15 protein-coding genes are annotated in these 15,070 nt (G+C 34.9%); 7 read left to right on the top strand and 8 right to left on the bottom strand.

Features of this window, described 5'->3' with window-relative positions:
* Nucleotides 1–14: 14 nt before the first annotated feature.
* Nucleotides 15–1,208, bottom strand: a complete 1,194-nt coding sequence (locus ACTCAF_RS07075) for an IS110 family RNA-guided transposase (protein ID WP_463062598.1) — start codon at nt 1,206–1,208, stop codon at nt 15–17.
* A gap of 229 nt (nt 1,209–1,437) precedes the next feature.
* On the opposite strand from ACTCAF_RS07075, the gene ACTCAF_RS07070 reads away from it, so the two are divergent.
* From ACTCAF_RS07070 to ACTCAF_RS07055, 4 genes are read left to right on the top strand one after another with little or no spacing between them, the layout of a single operon-like run.
* The gene (locus tag ACTCAF_RS07070; RefSeq protein ID WP_463062597.1) at nt 1,438–2,415 is read left to right on the top strand and encodes a Bug family tripartite tricarboxylate transporter substrate binding protein; all 978 of its coding nucleotides are present in this window, start codon (nt 1,438–1,440) and stop codon (nt 2,413–2,415) included.
* Nucleotides 2,412–2,852 carry a tripartite tricarboxylate transporter TctB family protein gene (locus ACTCAF_RS07065; protein ID WP_463062596.1) on the top strand — a complete coding sequence of 147 codons (441 nt, stop codon included), beginning with the start codon at nt 2,412–2,414 and terminating at the stop codon, nt 2,850–2,852. Before ACTCAF_RS07070 ends, ACTCAF_RS07065 begins: the two co-directional genes overlap by 4 nt.
* A gap of 3 nt (nt 2,853–2,855) precedes the next feature.
* Entirely contained in the window at nt 2,856–4,355 is a 1,500-nt protein-coding gene (locus ACTCAF_RS07060) for a tripartite tricarboxylate transporter permease (RefSeq protein ID WP_463062595.1), read from the top strand.
* Nucleotides 4,356–4,357: 2 nt separating this feature from the next.
* A complete protein-coding gene (locus ACTCAF_RS07055) occupies nt 4,358–4,843 on the top strand; it encodes an AbrB family transcriptional regulator (protein WP_463062594.1) in 486 nt (161 codons plus the stop codon).
* Here the strand turns inward: ACTCAF_RS07055 and ACTCAF_RS07050 are convergent.
* The 5 genes from ACTCAF_RS07050 to ACTCAF_RS07030 are packed head-to-tail and all read right to left on the bottom strand — an operon-like array spanning nt 4,836 to nt 8,835.
* The gene (locus tag ACTCAF_RS07050; protein WP_463062593.1) at nt 4,836–5,519 is read right to left on the bottom strand and encodes a response regulator; all 684 of its coding nucleotides are present in this window, start codon (nt 5,517–5,519) and stop codon (nt 4,836–4,838) included. The genes ACTCAF_RS07055 and ACTCAF_RS07050 overlap by 8 nt on opposite strands.
* Before the next feature lie 4 nt (nt 5,520–5,523).
* Nucleotides 5,524–7,134, bottom strand: a complete 1,611-nt coding sequence (locus ACTCAF_RS07045; protein ID WP_463062592.1) for an ATP-binding protein — start codon at nt 7,132–7,134, stop codon at nt 5,524–5,526.
* Nucleotides 7,115–7,768 carry an HAD family hydrolase gene (locus tag ACTCAF_RS07040; RefSeq protein WP_463062591.1) on the bottom strand — a complete coding sequence of 218 codons (654 nt, stop codon included), beginning with the start codon at nt 7,766–7,768 and terminating at the stop codon, nt 7,115–7,117. The genes ACTCAF_RS07045 and ACTCAF_RS07040 overlap by 20 nt, the downstream gene beginning before the upstream one ends.
* Nucleotides 7,761–8,249, bottom strand: coding sequence for a Cys-tRNA(Pro) deacylase (gene ybaK, locus ACTCAF_RS07035; protein ID WP_463062590.1), 489 nt, complete (start codon nt 8,247–8,249; stop codon nt 7,761–7,763). The genes ACTCAF_RS07040 and ybaK overlap by 8 nt, the downstream gene beginning before the upstream one ends.
* A gap of 31 nt (nt 8,250–8,280) precedes the next feature.
* Nucleotides 8,281–8,835, bottom strand: coding sequence for a hypothetical protein (locus ACTCAF_RS07030; RefSeq protein WP_463062589.1), 555 nt, complete (start codon nt 8,833–8,835; stop codon nt 8,281–8,283).
* 224 nt (nt 8,836–9,059) lie between these two features.
* On the opposite strand from ACTCAF_RS07030, the gene ruvB reads away from it, so the two are divergent.
* Genes ruvB through ACTCAF_RS07015 form a run of 3 tightly spaced genes read left to right on the top strand, consistent with a single transcriptional unit; the run spans nt 9,060 to nt 12,228 of the window.
* Entirely contained in the window at nt 9,060–10,088 is a 1,029-nt protein-coding gene (gene ruvB / locus ACTCAF_RS07025; protein WP_463062588.1) for a Holliday junction branch migration DNA helicase RuvB, read from the top strand.
* Nucleotide 10,089: 1 nt separating this feature from the next.
* A complete protein-coding gene (gene radA, locus ACTCAF_RS07020; RefSeq protein WP_463062587.1) occupies nt 10,090–11,424 on the top strand; it encodes a DNA repair protein RadA in 1,335 nt (444 codons plus the stop codon).
* Nucleotides 11,425–11,460: 36 nt separating this feature from the next.
* On the top strand, nt 11,461–12,228 hold the full coding sequence (locus ACTCAF_RS07015; protein WP_463062586.1) for an enoyl-ACP reductase FabI: 768 nt from the start codon (nt 11,461–11,463) through the stop codon (nt 12,226–12,228).
* Nucleotides 12,229–12,246: 18 nt separating this feature from the next.
* On the opposite strand, the gene ACTCAF_RS07010 is transcribed toward ACTCAF_RS07015, so the two are convergent.
* On the bottom strand, nt 12,247–12,642 hold the full coding sequence (locus ACTCAF_RS07010; RefSeq protein ID WP_463062585.1) for a molybdenum cofactor biosynthesis protein MoaE: 396 nt from the start codon (nt 12,640–12,642) through the stop codon (nt 12,247–12,249).
* Nucleotide 12,643: 1 nt separating this feature from the next.
* Nucleotides 12,644–15,037, bottom strand: a complete 2,394-nt coding sequence (locus ACTCAF_RS07005; protein WP_463062584.1) for a FapA family protein — start codon at nt 15,035–15,037, stop codon at nt 12,644–12,646.
* Nucleotides 15,038–15,070: the final 33 nt, after the last annotated feature.

Below are 15,070 nucleotides of genomic sequence, written 5' to 3'. Positions count from 1 at the left end.
TTAAAAGGAGTCAACTATAAATAATGAGTAGCCGGGTCAAATTTTTCACCTTTTTTGAGCATAGCATAAAGGGTTCTCACAAGCTTATTGCAGAGAGCGATCATAGCTTTTCTATGAGGCATACCTTCATTTTTCTTTTTCAGGTAATATGCTCTAAAATACTCATTGCACCTCATAAGCCCGCTTGCCATCAGATAAAGGTATCTTCGCAAAGATTTAGAGCCCTTTTTACTAATCCTTCCCCGGGAATACATAGAACCGGATTGTTTTATAGAAGGGTCGATACCGGCGTAAGCAGAAAGTTTTCTTTTGTTTTCAAACCTGTTGATATCTTTAATTTCAGCCAAAAAATGTGCGGAAGTAATATCGCTAATACCTTTTATGGATTTGATAATCTCAAGGTCATCCTTCTTATTCCTTTTAATTTCATCAAGGAAGTTTTCAGTGATTTCCTCAATTTGTTTGTTAAGGAATTTCAACATTTGCACATCATGTTTTATGATGAGGGCATAATTTGCAGAAGAGAGTCCGATAGAGTTTTTGGCCAGTTCGATAAAGTTGTCATAGGTGAGAGTTGGTTTTCTTCCCTTTTGACTAAGCTTATTAAAGATGCCTTTAACTTTGCTTTTAGGTGCTTTAAGGACGTCAGCAGGAGTGGGAAATTCTTCGAGTATGTCAAGAATGAAGTCGGTAAAGATGTTGTAGTTAGCCATAAGCTCGGGGAATACAACGACCAGGTGTTGTTTGAGCTGAGTCTTGGTTTTGGCAATTTGTTTGGAGATATCTTCTCTAACTCTTGCAAGTGCGGTAATATCATCCATGCTCTGTGGCACAAAATAATTGATATGTTCAATATTTTTAAGGATAAATTTTGCGATGATAATAGCGTCAATTTTGTCAGTTTTAGTGTTTCTGAGAGTAATGGTTTGTGCAAATTTCTTGATGAGAGCGGGATTAATGAGAGCAACCGTGTGTTCGTTTGCAGTTAGAAAGGCTAAGAGGTTAAGATGATAATTACCGGTGGATTCAAGGGCGATAACAGAGTCGGAGTAAGATTTGAGAGTTTTGTTGAAATCATCAAATCCCTGTGCATCCATATCAAATTGACCTTCACTGACAATGTTCATAGAGCTGTCAATAATCGCATAATTAAACTTATCCTTAGAAATATCAATCCCGATAAAGTGTGTAAAAGATTTGTTTTTCATGTCAAACCTCACTTGTTATATTTTATAAGTCCCAAGTCCTATCTCCCGTTTGACAGTGGCTTTGAAGCCAAATCAACCAATAGGGACTTTTGGGACGGGGGACAGACTCCTTTTGAAGCTTTAAAGCTTAGAAAGTATGTAGTCCTCTGTCCCCTGTTATTTCTTAATTTAGTTATATATTTTAGCAACATAAAATATAAATACCATAATAATTCGTAGGAGGAAATGTATGGGTAAATTGCTAAGATTTATTTTAGCAGCAGTTTTTATGTTGTCTCTTTCGGTAACATCATTTGCTTTTGAATTATCAAAACCGTTGTGCCTTGCACCGGCAAAACCTGGCGGTGGATTTGATCTGACTTGCAGACTTGTTTCAAACTCATTGTTAGCATCAAAACTTATTGACAAACCGATGATGGTAAACTTTATGCCTGGTGGTGTAGGGGCAGTTGCTTACAACCATGTTATCGGTCAGCGTCCTGATGACGCGGAAATGATTGTAGCTGTAAGTACAGGCTCAGCTCTGAACATTTCACAGGGCAAATTCGGTAAGTTTACCGAAGATGACGTAAGATGGCTTGCTGCTCTTGGAGCTGATTATGGTGCTATTATTGTTAGAGCAGATGCAAAGTGGAATACTCTTGGTGAGCTTATTGAAGATTTAAAGAAAAACCCTAAAGGGTATGTGCTTGGTTCAGGTGGCTCCATTGGGAGTCAGGACTGGTTTAAGGCTGCATTAATTGCTAAAGAAGCAGGTGTTAACCCTAAAGATATGAGATATGTGGCATTTGAAGGTGGCGGAGAGGCTTTGGCTGCACTTTTGGGTGGACATATCCAAATTTATCCTGGAGATATCGCGGAGTTTTCAGGCCAATATGACTCAGGTAAATATAAGGTATTGGCAGTGCTTTCTGAAGAAAGACTTCCAGGTAAATTTAGCAACATCCCTACAGCAAAAGAGCAAGGGTATGATGTCGTGTGGACAACTTGGAGAGGCTACTACATGGGGCCAAAGGTAACAGATGAACAATACAACTACTGGGTTGATCTTTTAAACAGACTTGTTAAAACTGATGAGTTCAAAAAGGAAAGGGAAGCAAGAGGGCTTTATCCGTTTACAAAAATAGGAAAAGAATTTGATGATTTTGTAAAGAAAGATGTTAAAAGATTCAAAGAATTAGCAAAAGAAGCAGGACTTATTAAATGATAGACAGAATATTTGCACTGTTTTTAATGGCTTTAGCCGCCTTTATTGGCGGCTATGGCCTCACCTTTGATGTCCCTTTTTCCTATGACCCGCTTGGTCCTAAAGCTTTCCCGGTAGCCCTCGGTGCTTTGCTTTTTGTGTTATCATTTATTGTATTTCTTAAGCCGGCTGATATTAAAGCTGGTTCGAAAAGCAGTATATTAAGAGGAATCTTTTTTATAGGTATATTGGTATTTTACCAGCTGAGCTTTAATCTTCTTGGTTTTTTGGTGTCAACTACGATTACGGTATATTTTATTGCAAAACTCTTTAAAGGGAGAACTCTTCAGTCTATAATTACTGCCGTTTGTATAAGTTTTTCGGTATATGTGATTTTTGACGTGATTCTTAAAATCCCTCTGCCTCTTGGGAAAATAATTGAAAAAATGGTTGGGTGAATTATGGAAGTTTTATCCTTATTATATAATGGTTTTACGGTAGCTTTAACTGCAATGAATCTTGGGCTGGCACTTTTGGGTGCATTGCTTGGAACTCTGTTTGGAGCATTGCCGGGATTAGGTCCAATTAATGGTGTGGCACTTTTGCTACCTATCGCATACACAATTGGTCTACCACCTGAATCTTCATTGATTTTATTGGCTGGTATTTATTATGGGGCAGAATATGGTGGAAGGATATCTAGTATTTTACTTAATGTGCCGGGGGATGCTGGTGCTGTTTTTACAACTCTTGAAGGTTTTCCCCTTTCTCAAAAAGGGCTTGGAGGGCCTGCACTTGCACTGTCGGGGTTATCTTCATTTATTGGTAGTACACTTGCTGTTGTTGGTTTGACATTCTTTGGTCCTCTAATGTCAAAATTTGCTATTAGCTTTGGGCCACCTGAGTATTTTGTGTTGATGGTGTTTGCTTTTTCAACCATTACAGTCCTTATGGGAAAAAGACCGGTTAAGAGTTTGATTAGTGTAGTGATAGGGCTTATATTAGCTGTCGTAGGTGTAGATTCTACTACAGGTGTGTTAAGATATACTTTTAATGAACCGGAGCTTTATGATGGATTTGAATTTTTAACTGTTGTTGTAGGCTTTTTTGCGGTGAGTGAAGTACTATTGATGTTAGAACATTACAACAGTGATACATTTCACCTGCCCAAAATTGAAAGAGTGTATATTAGTTTGAAAGAGTTTTTAATGTGTAAATGGGCTATCTTGCGCTCTGCAGTTATCGGTTTTGTTATAGGTGTTTTGCCGGGTACTGGTGCATCCATTGCCAGTGCAGTTTCATATACCCTTGAAAAGAAATTATCTGACAAAGAGGGGACTTTTGGTAATGGCGACTACCGCGGTCTTGCAGCGCCTGAAAGTGCTAACAACGCTTCAGCAGGTGGTGCACTTGTTCCAATGTTAACACTTGGGATTCCGGGCAGTGGTACTACTGCAGTACTTTTAGGTGCATTGATGCTTTATAATATAAATCCAGGTCCAATGTTGTTTACTGAACAGCCAAAACTTGTATGGGGACTTATAGCTTCAATGTATATCGGAAATATTATGTTGTTGGTTATAAACTTGCCTTTGGTAAAAGTATTCACAAAAATACTGCAAATACCTTACTGGATACTTGTTCCGTCAGTTGTAGTGCTTGCTTTTGTTGGTGTGTATTCAGTTAATTTAAGTACATATTCTTTAATGATTGCCATAATACTTGGTGTGCTTGGGTATATTTTAAGAAAACTCAATTATTCAATGGCACCAATTATTTTAGGATTTGTGCTTGGAGAGATTATGGAAGATAATCTAAGAAGAGCACTATCAATGAGTGGTGGGGAATTTGGAATATTTTTTGAAGGTAGGATTAATATAGTATTGTGGATTTTGGTGGCAGCAATGTTGTTTATGCCAATTATTATTAAAATAATTAAGAAAAAATACTTTAAGAGCTGAGTATGGAAAAAGTAATTGTTGTTTGCCTCTTTGGAATAGTTGGTGGGATATTTTTTGCAAAGATGAATTATCCTGGTGGAGCCATTGTCGGCTCCATGCTTTTTTCTGGGATTGTGTCAATGATTTTTACTCAACAAATTGTAATTACACAAAATATTAGCTTGATCATTCAGATTATATTAGGCATATCACTTGGTGTAACTTTTGACAGAAGTTTCTTAGGAATGATTATAAAGGTTACTCCACTGGCTGTAGTAAGTACGGTTATGTTACTGCTTGTCGCAATAGGGATGGCATATGTCGCAAGACGACTTAATATTATAGATTTTGCGACTGCTCTTTTTGGATTTTCTCCGGGTGGGATGTCTGGGATGAGTTTATTGGCACAGTCAGAAGGGCACAAAACGCAGGTAGTGGCATTTTTACACACAGTAAGGATATTTACGCTTTTTATCGTAGTACCTATTATTAGCAGGCTTATCAGATGAGCTTGTATCTTTTTTCAGGTCTGCCTATTGTACCGTATTGAGAGTCAACATTTACAAGACCAACGGCTGAGAGGTATTCAAGATATCTTCTTGCCGTTGTCCTGTTAATTCCCAAAATATCACCCAGTTCTGACGCGGACAAAAATGTATCTATAGTTTTCATTTTGTCTATTATTTTCTCAAGTGTCAGCTTGTCTATGCCTTTTGGAAGATTGTCCATATTTTTAACTGCGTTGTCCAAGTTATTTTTTTTGCCAATAATATTATCAATGTAGTCCTGAGAGACAATTTTTGAGTTATTAAGGTTATTTTTATAATTTACGTAATTTCTAAGAGAAACTTCAAGCCTATTAAGCAGGATAGGTTTGACAAGATAATCGTATATTCCAAACTTCAGAGCTTGCTCCAATGCGTGTGTTTCCCTTGCAGCAGTAATCAAGATTACATCACATAATAGGTTATTTTGACGTATCCATTTTAGCAGCTCTATTCCATTTCCGTCCGGAAAATAGACATCAAGCAAAATAAGGTCGGGATTAAGTATTTCCAGTGCTTTTTGTGTTTCTTTAATAGTATTTGCAATTGCAAGTACTTCAAAGTTAGGATTATCATCTAAAAAAGATTTATGTAGCAAAGCAATTTTTTCTTCGTCCTCGGCAATTATAACCTTATACATACTATTACTTAAGCGGCAAATAAACGGTGAAAAGTGCACCGTTTTTAGTGTTTGATACGCTTATTGAACCTCCGATTTCTTCTAATTCCGTCTTTACCAGATACAAACCGTATCCTATATTCCCATATTGTTTTTTGGTAGTGTACCCTTTTTGAAATAATTTTTCAATATCGCTTTCATTAATTCCTCGCCCTGAGTCTTCGACTTCAATGATAAGCTCATTTCCAACATCAGTGCCTGAAATCCATATCTTTTTTTCGGTGGAATGTTTTGCTTCATCAATAGCGTTATTAATAATGTTGCCAAGTATTGTAGACAGTTTTTGAGACATATTTTCATTAAGAGTAGATGAAATATAGCAATCTTCATCAAATATTATCCTTACTCCGTTTTCCAAAGCGTAGTAATATTTTCCTATAAATACTGCTAACAATGTCGGGTCATTTATTTTGTTTCTTAGGTTTTGTATTATATTATTGTCATATTCGCCTGTTTCAAAAAGAATATTTTTAATACTTTCATAGTTTTTGGTCTGAACATATCCGTAAATCAAATGTAAAAGGTTTGAAAACTCGTGTTTTTTTTGTCTTAATGTTTCTGAGTATTTTTTAACTTTTGTAAGTTCGATCACAAGTTTATCAATTTCATCTTTTTTTCTGCAGGTTGCAACAGCCCCAAGTGTAAGGTTATTTTTAATTATTGGAGAAATATTGCAAATATATGCTTCTTTATTGATGATGATTTCTTTGTCATATATGTTTGTGTTTTGAGATATTGAAGTTTCCATGATATTTTTAAGCTCAATCGGCAAAGCTTTTTTTAAATTGTTAATATTAAAATACGACTGTGCGACTGAATTGAAAAGGCGCAGATTTTTATTTATGTCGATTGCAAGTATTGCCTCCCTAGCGGAGTTTATAATTGCATCCTTTTCTAAAAATAAAAAGCTTAACTCTTTTGGTTCAAAACCTAAAAGGGAATGTTTGATTTTAAATGAAACAATTATGGCAACAATAATTGTAATCATTATGATTAAGTAGATAAATGAAAACAATTTTTTTGAATAATTTGATAGCACTGTTTTGAATGACTGCTCTTCAAAAGCAACACTAACAAGACCCAGAATTGAATTTTCAAAGTAAACGGGTGTTTGAGCGATAGTATATCTTTTATTGTCTATGTAAATAGATTTAGTGAAGTATTTACCGTATTTATAGGTCAGCAAATCTTCATCTTCGGTGGTTAAAATTATATCGTCATTATCAAAGTAAATGGTTTTCTTAGGAGTTTTTAGCAGTATAAATTTTATACCGGTTTTAAGTTTTATTGAATCAAGCATCTTTTCAGTTTCACCGTCAGTCCTTTCGGTTTTAAATATAGTTATAATGTCAGGAGTATTTGACAGAGTAATAGAAACAGATAGCGCTTTTTTTGTCCCTTCGGTTTGAAGGATTTCTTTGATTACTTTGCCAAAATTTATAAATGATAAAAAGAGAGCAAAAATTACAAGCGCAGATGTTGTGAATATAAGTTTGGCAGATAAGCTTTTAAGCCTGATATTTTGAAAAAACTTTTTAAAAGTAAGATGTAAAATTTTAAGAAGATACTTTTTCATTCAAGATATACTTAACTATTTCCTCAGGTGTTTCTGCCGTAAAGTCGGGTGTAACACCGTCAAAACTGCCGTAGCCCCATTTTACAAAAATAGATGGGATATTCGCATTTTTTGCCGCATTTATGTCCGTATGATTATCTCCAACAAGAAAATTTTTATTTAAATTTTTATCTGAGTAAAAATCTTGTATCAAATAAATCATATCCGGGTCAGGTTTTGCATTTTTTACTTTGCATGAGCCCACGATATGGTCAAAGTAATGGTCAATCTTTGCAGCACTTAATATCCTTTCTCCAAATTTAGTGGGAGCATTTGTTGCAACAGAAAGTTTTACTCCACTACTTTTTAAAAAGTCGAGTAAATCAACTATCCCTTCGTAAGGTCTGACGTTTTTAGAGCATTGTTGCTTGTAGTGCTCTTCAAATATCGCTCTGTCCTCAGGCAGATAGGTTTCCGTGTGATATAATTGTTTTGCAAGCTCTTCTCTTTTAAAGTTAATTATTTTTATAACTTCTTCCTCAGTTAAGGGGGGAAGATTTTTTGTTTTTCTTACGTAGTTTATTGAAATCGTTATGTCAGCCCTTGTGTCGACTAATGTCCCGTCCATATCAAATATTACAAGTATGTTATCCATCTATACCTACTTCAACAAGTGTTGCATTTAATACTCTTTGTACATCTCTTGGATTTATTTTTACGAGAAATCCTCTCTTACCACCGTTTATGAAAATATATTCCAAATCCAATATAGACTTTTCCATAAAAACCGGCATATTTTTTCTCGTGCCAAAGGGTGATGTGCCTCCGACAATATAGCCGGAGTGTTTATTGGCAGTTTCAGGCTCACAAGGGGATACAGCTTTGACATTTAAAATCCTTGCAAGATTCTTTGTAGAAATTTCTTTATCCCCGTGCATTAAAACTATAAATGGCTTTTTGCTCTCATCTTCCATAATAATAGTCTTAACTATAATGTGCTCATCTACACCCAATTCTCTTGCTGAGACTTTAGTGCCGCCCCTTTCTTCATACTTATAGAAAAAGCCTTCAAAAGGGATTTTATTCTCTTCCAAAAACCTTATCGCATTTGTTTTAGGGTATTTTACCTTTGCCATAAGGGTAAAATATTATATGTAAGTTTTAAAGTCAAAGAAATATTTCTTGAAATTTTAAGCAGTAGTCCTTTTTCTTTTTAGCTTTAAAGTGTAAAAAAAGGGAATTTTCAAGCTCTAAAAGGGTCGTATTTGCTTCTAAGTAGCTGCAAGGTATATCATCTCTGCAAATATCCCCAAAATAATTGTCGTTTAAGATTTTATCTCTTATGAAATACAGCTTTCGTATTTTTGATAATAAATTTTCACAGATAATGCCTTCTGAAGCAAGTCTGTATAGTGCTAACCCGTGGGAAATATTTTCAAATATCTTTTCCTGATTTCCATATTCAAAAATTAATGCTTCCATTACGCTTATAATTGGCACAGTAAATAATTTTTCTTTATGATGATTTTGATTATCAAGTAAATCACATATGTTTATGTTAAATTTATTTATCTCCCTCATAATAATGATATCTGCGACCCTTTCTCTGCGGTGAGGGTATAAAAATGGCCAACGGCGATTTAATATGTATTTAAACTTGAAAATACATGGTGGGAGCTCACAAATTAGTTTTTCAACTTTTTTATTCAATGTTAATATCATATGTAAAATAATATAACATAATTATGTTAATTTCAATAATAAAAATAATAATTATAATTATCTGTTTATTTATAAAAATTTAATAATTATACACTGTTCTGTTTGTTTGATTAAAAGTAAAAATATTAATTATAGATTTTTAACTTATATGTTAGTTCTTCAATGTCTCTTCTTGCTGAATTAAGAAAGATTGATTTTTAGAGATATAACTGCTATTTTGCAGTATGGAAAAGAATGAATTATTTAACGGTAAAAGAGTAGAAGAAGATTTAATTAATCAGAGTATACGTCCCAAATATTTTAATGACTATATCGGTCAGGAAAAGTTAATTGAAAATCTTAAAATATTTGTGGAAGCGGCAAGAAAAAGGGATGACAGTCTTGACCACTGTCTTTTTTACGGGCCTCCCGGTCTTGGTAAAACAACTTTAGCAAATATTATTGCCAATGAGATGGGGGTAGGGATTAAATCTACAAGTGGCCCTGTAATTGAAAAGCCGGGAGATTTGGCAGCGATTTTGACTAATTTGAATGATGGTGATGTACTTTTCATTGATGAGATACATAGGTTGAATGCAACGGTTGAGGAGATCTTATACCCTGCAATGGAAGATTATGCACTGGATATTATAATTGGGCAGGGGCCTGCTGCAAGGACAATTAAAATAGATTTAGCTAAGTTTACGCTTGTTGGAGCAACTACGAGGATTGGACTATTGTCATCCCCTTTGAGGGATAGGTTTGGAGTTACATTTAGATTAGATTTTTACGATATTAATAATTTAAAGCAGATTATTTTGCGCGGAGCAGGCGTTCTTGGAGTGAAAATTACTGATGATGCAGCTGTTGAAATAGCAAGGAGAAGCAGGGGGACGCCACGGATTGCTCACCGCATATTGAGAAGGATACGAGATTTCGCGGAAGTTTTAAATGACGGTGTGATTAATCTTGAAATTGCAAAGGATGGTCTTAAAAGGCTTGAGATAGATGAAGAAGGGCTTGATAATTCCGACAGGCGCTATCTGCTTTCTATTATTGAAAAATATGATGGTGGCCCGGTGGGGCTTGATACAATAGCGGCAACTATTTCTGAAGAGAAAGACACAGTCGAAGATGTGATAGAGCAATATCTTATTTATCGAGGATTTATTAAAAAGACTCCAAGGGGAAGGGTAGTAACTCGTTTTGCTTACGACCATTTAAAAATTTCAGTGAATGCACAAAAGACAATAGAAGACTTTATTCAGGAATAAGATGGCGAAGAAGAAGACTAATTATATTTGTCAAAGCTGCGGCGCTGTTGCACCTAAATGGACGGGAAAATGTCCTGAGTGCGGCGCATGGAATAGTTTTGTAGAGGAAGTTATTGAAGATGTTACTACAAAAAAAGCTTACAGTGTTGAAAACAGACCTATTTTGCTCAGTGAAATAAGAGGGCTTGAGGTCGATAGGACAACATCCGGAATAAATGAATTTGATCAAGTGCTTGGTGGTGGGATAGTTAAAGGGTCTGTTGTTTTGATAGGTGGTGAGCCCGGTATCGGGAAATCTACCATAATGCTTCAGATTGCTTCAAAACTTTCTGATTTACAAAAATCGGTACTTTACTTAAGTGGAGAAGAATCCGCCTCTCAGATTAAGCTTAGAGCAGAAAGGTTAAAGGTTAATAGTAGTAATGTGTCAATTTTATCAACTACAAATATAAATGACCTTTTTGGCAATTTAGAAGAAAATATTTACGATTTTATATTTATAGATTCTATTCAAACAGTTTATTCAAAGGATTTGAATTCGTCAGCAGGCACTGTCGGGCAAATACGATATGTTACTCAGCTGCTTGTGGAGCTTGCAAAATCAAGAGGCATAACTGTATTTTTGGTAGGACAGGTGACAAAGGATGGAGCTATCGCAGGTCCGAAAGTCCTTGAACACTTAGTTGATACTGTTTTGTATTTTGAAGGGGATTATACGAGAGGTATTAGAATACTTCGTGCCGTAAAAAACAGATTTGGCTCTACAAATGAAGTGGGGCTTTTTGAGATGAAGAGTGAGGGGTTAAAAGAAATTACTACACTTGCTTTTATTAATTCATCTGAGACAGCTCCGGGAAGGGCTATGGCTGTGACATTGGAAGGCACAAGACCGATTGTTATCGAGATTCAATCTCTTGTGTCAAACACTTATTTCAACTTTTCCAAAAGAAATGTAAATGGTATGGATTTAAACAGATTACATATGTTGATAGCAATTTTGGAAAAGAAGGTTGGGGCAAATTTGGGACATACCGATGTATTTGTAAATATTGCAGGTGGCCTTAAAATTAATGAGCCGGGTGCTGATATGGCTGTGGTAGCGGCGATAATGTCATCTTTTAGAGAAATTTCATTACCTTTAAATGTTGCCTTTATTGGTGAAGTTGGACTGACAGGTGAGCTAAGGTCTGTTTCCTCGATGAATTTCAGGATAAATGAGTGTAAAAAAATGGGGATTTCAAAGGTATATTTACCTGCGGATTATGATGATTCGGTAGAAGGGATAGAGATAGTTAAATTTAAGAAGGTTGATGAGTTTTTAAATTATATATTTTAGATAGGTATATAAATAGAGTAAAATTAGGAGGCGATAATGGGACTATTAGATGGTAAAAAAGCTGTTATATTTGGTGTGGCTAATAACAGGTCTATAGCGTATGCGATAGCTAAAAAATTTAAAGAGGAAGGTGCTGAGCTCGGATTTACTTTTGCGGGAGAGGCATTAAAAAAGCGTGTAATCCCAATATCTGAAGAGCTTGGTGGAAAATTTTGCGTGCAGTGTGATGTTACAAAGGATGAAGATATCAAAAATACATTTGATATTGTAAAAGAGCAATTTGGCAAAATCGATATTTTAATTCATTCTGTGGCGTATGCTCCGGCTGAAGAGTTGAAAGGTAAATTTGTAAATACTTCAAGAGAGGGTTTTAGAATAGCCCTTGATATCAGCGCTTATTCCCTTGTAGCTCTTTGCAAGGCTGCTGAAGATTTGTTTAGCAATGATGCAAGTGTAATTGCTATGACATATTACGGCTCTGAAAAAGTTGTTCAAAATTATAATGTAATGGGTGTGGCAAAGGCAGCATTAGAGGCATCAGTTAGATATCTGGCAAATGACTTGGGAGAAAAAGGTGTAAAAGTGAATGCAATCTCAGCAGGCCCAATTAAGACACTTGCTGCAAGCGGTGTTTCGGGACTTAAATCTATATTTACAACAGTGGCAGAAAGATCACCGCTCAGAAAAAATATTACTGCTGAGGATGTAGCCGGCACTGCAACTTACCTTGCGTCAAGTCTGTCAAACGGTGTAACTGGCGAAGTTATTTTTGTAGATTCAGGATACAATATTTTGGGGATTTAAATAGGCAGAATCTTCTGCCTATCTTTCCTCCAGGCCAATAAGATTTTCAGATTTGATAAATTCGAGTAAATCTCTTACACCCGCAAACGCCGACTCTCTATCTTTTGCCTCACATGCCAGAAACAATATTGAGTCATTCTTTTTAATTTTTCCTATTCTGTGTATAACAAACAGCTTGTTTAGGTTATACAACTCAAAAATCCTTTCTGATTCAGCTTTTAGCTTTTCAAGTGCGTTGCTATCTTTTATGTAAAGTTCAATTTCGTAGTAGTCTTTAACATATTTGCCAGGATATTTTGCTTTTCCATGATGGACTAAAATTGTTCCTGTAGAGTCATTCAAATTTGCATAAAAATTGTCGTATTCTCTTTTGAAATCAATATTCTCATCTGTTAAATGCACTTTTAAATTCATATTATTTCACCTTTAATTTTATAGTACCGTTTTCTATGGTTGCTTTAGCATTCCCGAATATCTCTTCTTCATTTTTAAATGAAACATTGCCTATTCTAAGCACAACATCTGGGTAAATGACGCTTTTTATTGATATAAACTCGACGTTATCTGAATTTGCAAACTCATAGTCTTCCTCATTTATTTTCAATTTTTCGTTAAGGGACATCTCAAGGTTTTCAAGTATTTTAAGTTTTTCTGTCAAAAGTTTATATTCGCTGTTCATAAGCAAATCCTCAATATCTCCATGTTTGATAATGAGTTTTTTCAGAATGTTTTTGACAGTAATAATACTGCTTGTTACTGTTTTAAGTTTACCAAGGAGTTCCTCTCTTTCCTCTTTTAGTCTATATTTGTCTAGTTTTTTTATCGTCAGATAGGTTCTCATGTATGGCTTTGTTCCAGCAATATTTATCATTATGCTTCTTTTAGCCATAATATTTGAGCCGTCAACCTGTCCAATCCCTTGATTACAGATGAATACTCTTCCGCAAGTAACAGTAGAGTTTCTTACATAATCCTTTACAACGACATTTTGTCCTGCAGATACTTTGCAGTCCTGGATAAATTCTGCTTCGATATCTTTAAAAGCCACTATTTCAGATTTTTCTTTCCCAAATACCCCTGACTTTATATAGACTGAACCTCTTTCAGATTCTATATGACATCCTTCAGCTACTCCAAATATCTTGATATTGCCACCTGCTTTTATAATGAAATCGGGCAAAACATCACCTTTGACAACAACGTCACCGTGATATTTTATATTTCCGGTAGAATAGTCTACATCCCCATGAATGATTATTATTTCTTTAATATTAATTTTGTTATTTCTGTATTCGATTATTCCATCTATTGTTGAAAGAAGTTTTAATCCGTCTGATGAAATGTAAGTATTTTTACCGGCAGGTAATCTGAAATCTTTACCTGGCTTTGCTTTGATAGGTTTTCCAAAGACATTCTGTCCGTCAATCCCATCAGTAAATGGTATTTTTATACACAGGATATCATTTTTTCTTACTTCCTGGTACACAGAAATATTTTTATAATCAGCCGTGTCATTTTCTACCACAGGCCTGAAAATATTATCTTTTTCAAAAAAGTATATAAAGTATGAATCTGCGCCATCAACAGGTTTGGTGGCTTTAGCAATTAGTATCGGCTTTTCAGCATCAATTTCTACTGCCTTTTCTATATTTTTTTGAATCAATCCATGCCTGATTCCGTTTTTTTTGATAATGAAAGATATTTCTTCCATTGACATAGGGATATTTTTTCTTTTTACAAAATATGCTTCTGTAGCATCTTTGTTTATTTCAATTTCTGCAACATTTAGGAGTGAATTTTCAATTTTTTTGAAAACTTCACCGATTTCTACTTCCTGCCCATTTGAATAAAAAATGGCATATTTTATTTTATCAGTATTGTAATTGAAAATATTTTGTTCAAGAAGCTTATTCTCTATTTCTTCAACGCTGACATTTGCATTTTTGGGGACAGTCATGTAAGTTTTGCCATCTTTTATTTTAAAGCTGTATGAGTTGCTTTTAATATTTTTTTCAGCATCAAAGTTTTTTAGTTCGAACAGTATGTCAGAAAAGCTCTGAAAACGCTCTCCGGGATTTTTGTTAAGACAGATTTTTATAATATTTATGATAGTTTTATTTACGTCTGCAAAACATGATGGATCAAAATATTCGATATTTTTTATTTTTTTGATATTGTCTTCAGAAACCTCTTCACCAAAAGGCGGGATTTCCACAAAAAGCGTGTACATAAGGCAGCCAAATTGGAATATATCCACCTGAAAAGGGTCATAGGTTTTCTTAAAGTATTCAGGGGGAAAGAAAAGAGGGGTGGTAGTTTCAATTGATAATTCACTGTAAATAGAGTTTTTTGTAATTACCCTCTTGAGCCCGCAATGGTCAATTTTTACATTAAGGTTTTCGGTCAGGTAGATTGAATCCAAAAGTATGTTGTTATGGTAAAATCCTATTTTGTGGCAAAAATCGAGTGCATCAGCAATATTTATGGAGATTCTGAGCTTATCTTTTGTGGAAAGCAACGAGATTTTTTTCAAATCAAGAGTAGCGTGCATATAGTCAATAAACTCGTGTACAGAAATAAGCTTATCGTGAACCTTCTGATAATCTATTGTGGTAAGTATGTTGTGGTGGATAAGCTGCCCTGAAAGCTTGGTGATATTGTCAAACCTTTTTTCTATATCTTCATCCACTTTATCGATAACTTTAATCAATACCTTACGGCCAAATTTCTTATCTTCCCCCTCATAACATTTTCCAGCAGGTGATAAACCTAAAAATTCACCGGTAATATATCTGTTTTCAAATTCCATGGTCCCTCTTAATAATTTTTAATATTGTATTAT

This window comes from Deferrivibrio sp. (assembly GCF_055117995.1).
The sequence above is the reverse complement of the archived record's forward strand: the minus strand, read 5'-3'. Positions and strand labels throughout refer to the sequence as shown.

Coding starts and splice junctions, on each gene's coding strand:
- ACTCAF_RS07045 (WP_463062592.1), bottom strand. CDS start 7,134: ATGAAAAAGTATCTTCTTAAAATTTTACATCTTACTTTTAAAAAGTTT.
- ACTCAF_RS07030 (WP_463062589.1), bottom strand. CDS start 8,835: ATGATATTAACATTGAATAAAAAAGTTGAAAAACTAATTTGTGAGCTC.
- ACTCAF_RS07015 (WP_463062586.1), top strand. CDS start 11,461: ATGGGACTATTAGATGGTAAAAAAGCTGTTATATTTGGTGTGGCTAAT.
- ACTCAF_RS07005 (WP_463062584.1), bottom strand. CDS start 15,037: ATGGAATTTGAAAACAGATATATTACCGGTGAATTTTTAGGTTTATCA.
- ACTCAF_RS07010 (WP_463062585.1), bottom strand. CDS start 12,642: ATGAATTTAAAAGTGCATTTAACAGATGAGAATATTGATTTCAAAAGA.
- ACTCAF_RS07055 (WP_463062594.1), top strand. CDS start 4,358: ATGGAAAAAGTAATTGTTGTTTGCCTCTTTGGAATAGTTGGTGGGATA.
- ACTCAF_RS07050 (WP_463062593.1), bottom strand. CDS start 5,519: ATGTATAAGGTTATAATTGCCGAGGACGAAGAAAAAATTGCTTTGCTA.
- ybaK (WP_463062590.1), bottom strand. CDS start 8,249: ATGGCAAAGGTAAAATACCCTAAAACAAATGCGATAAGGTTTTTGGAA.
- ACTCAF_RS07040 (WP_463062591.1), bottom strand. CDS start 7,768: ATGGATAACATACTTGTAATATTTGATATGGACGGGACATTAGTCGAC.
- ACTCAF_RS07065 (WP_463062596.1), top strand. CDS start 2,412: ATGATAGACAGAATATTTGCACTGTTTTTAATGGCTTTAGCCGCCTTT.
- ACTCAF_RS07075 (WP_463062598.1), bottom strand. CDS start 1,208: ATGAAAAACAAATCTTTTACACACTTTATCGGGATTGATATTTCTAAG.
- ACTCAF_RS07070 (WP_463062597.1), top strand. CDS start 1,438: ATGGGTAAATTGCTAAGATTTATTTTAGCAGCAGTTTTTATGTTGTCT.
- ACTCAF_RS07060 (WP_463062595.1), top strand. CDS start 2,856: ATGGAAGTTTTATCCTTATTATATAATGGTTTTACGGTAGCTTTAACT.
- ruvB (WP_463062588.1), top strand. CDS start 9,060: ATGGAAAAGAATGAATTATTTAACGGTAAAAGAGTAGAAGAAGATTTA.
- radA (WP_463062587.1), top strand. CDS start 10,090: ATGGCGAAGAAGAAGACTAATTATATTTGTCAAAGCTGCGGCGCTGTT.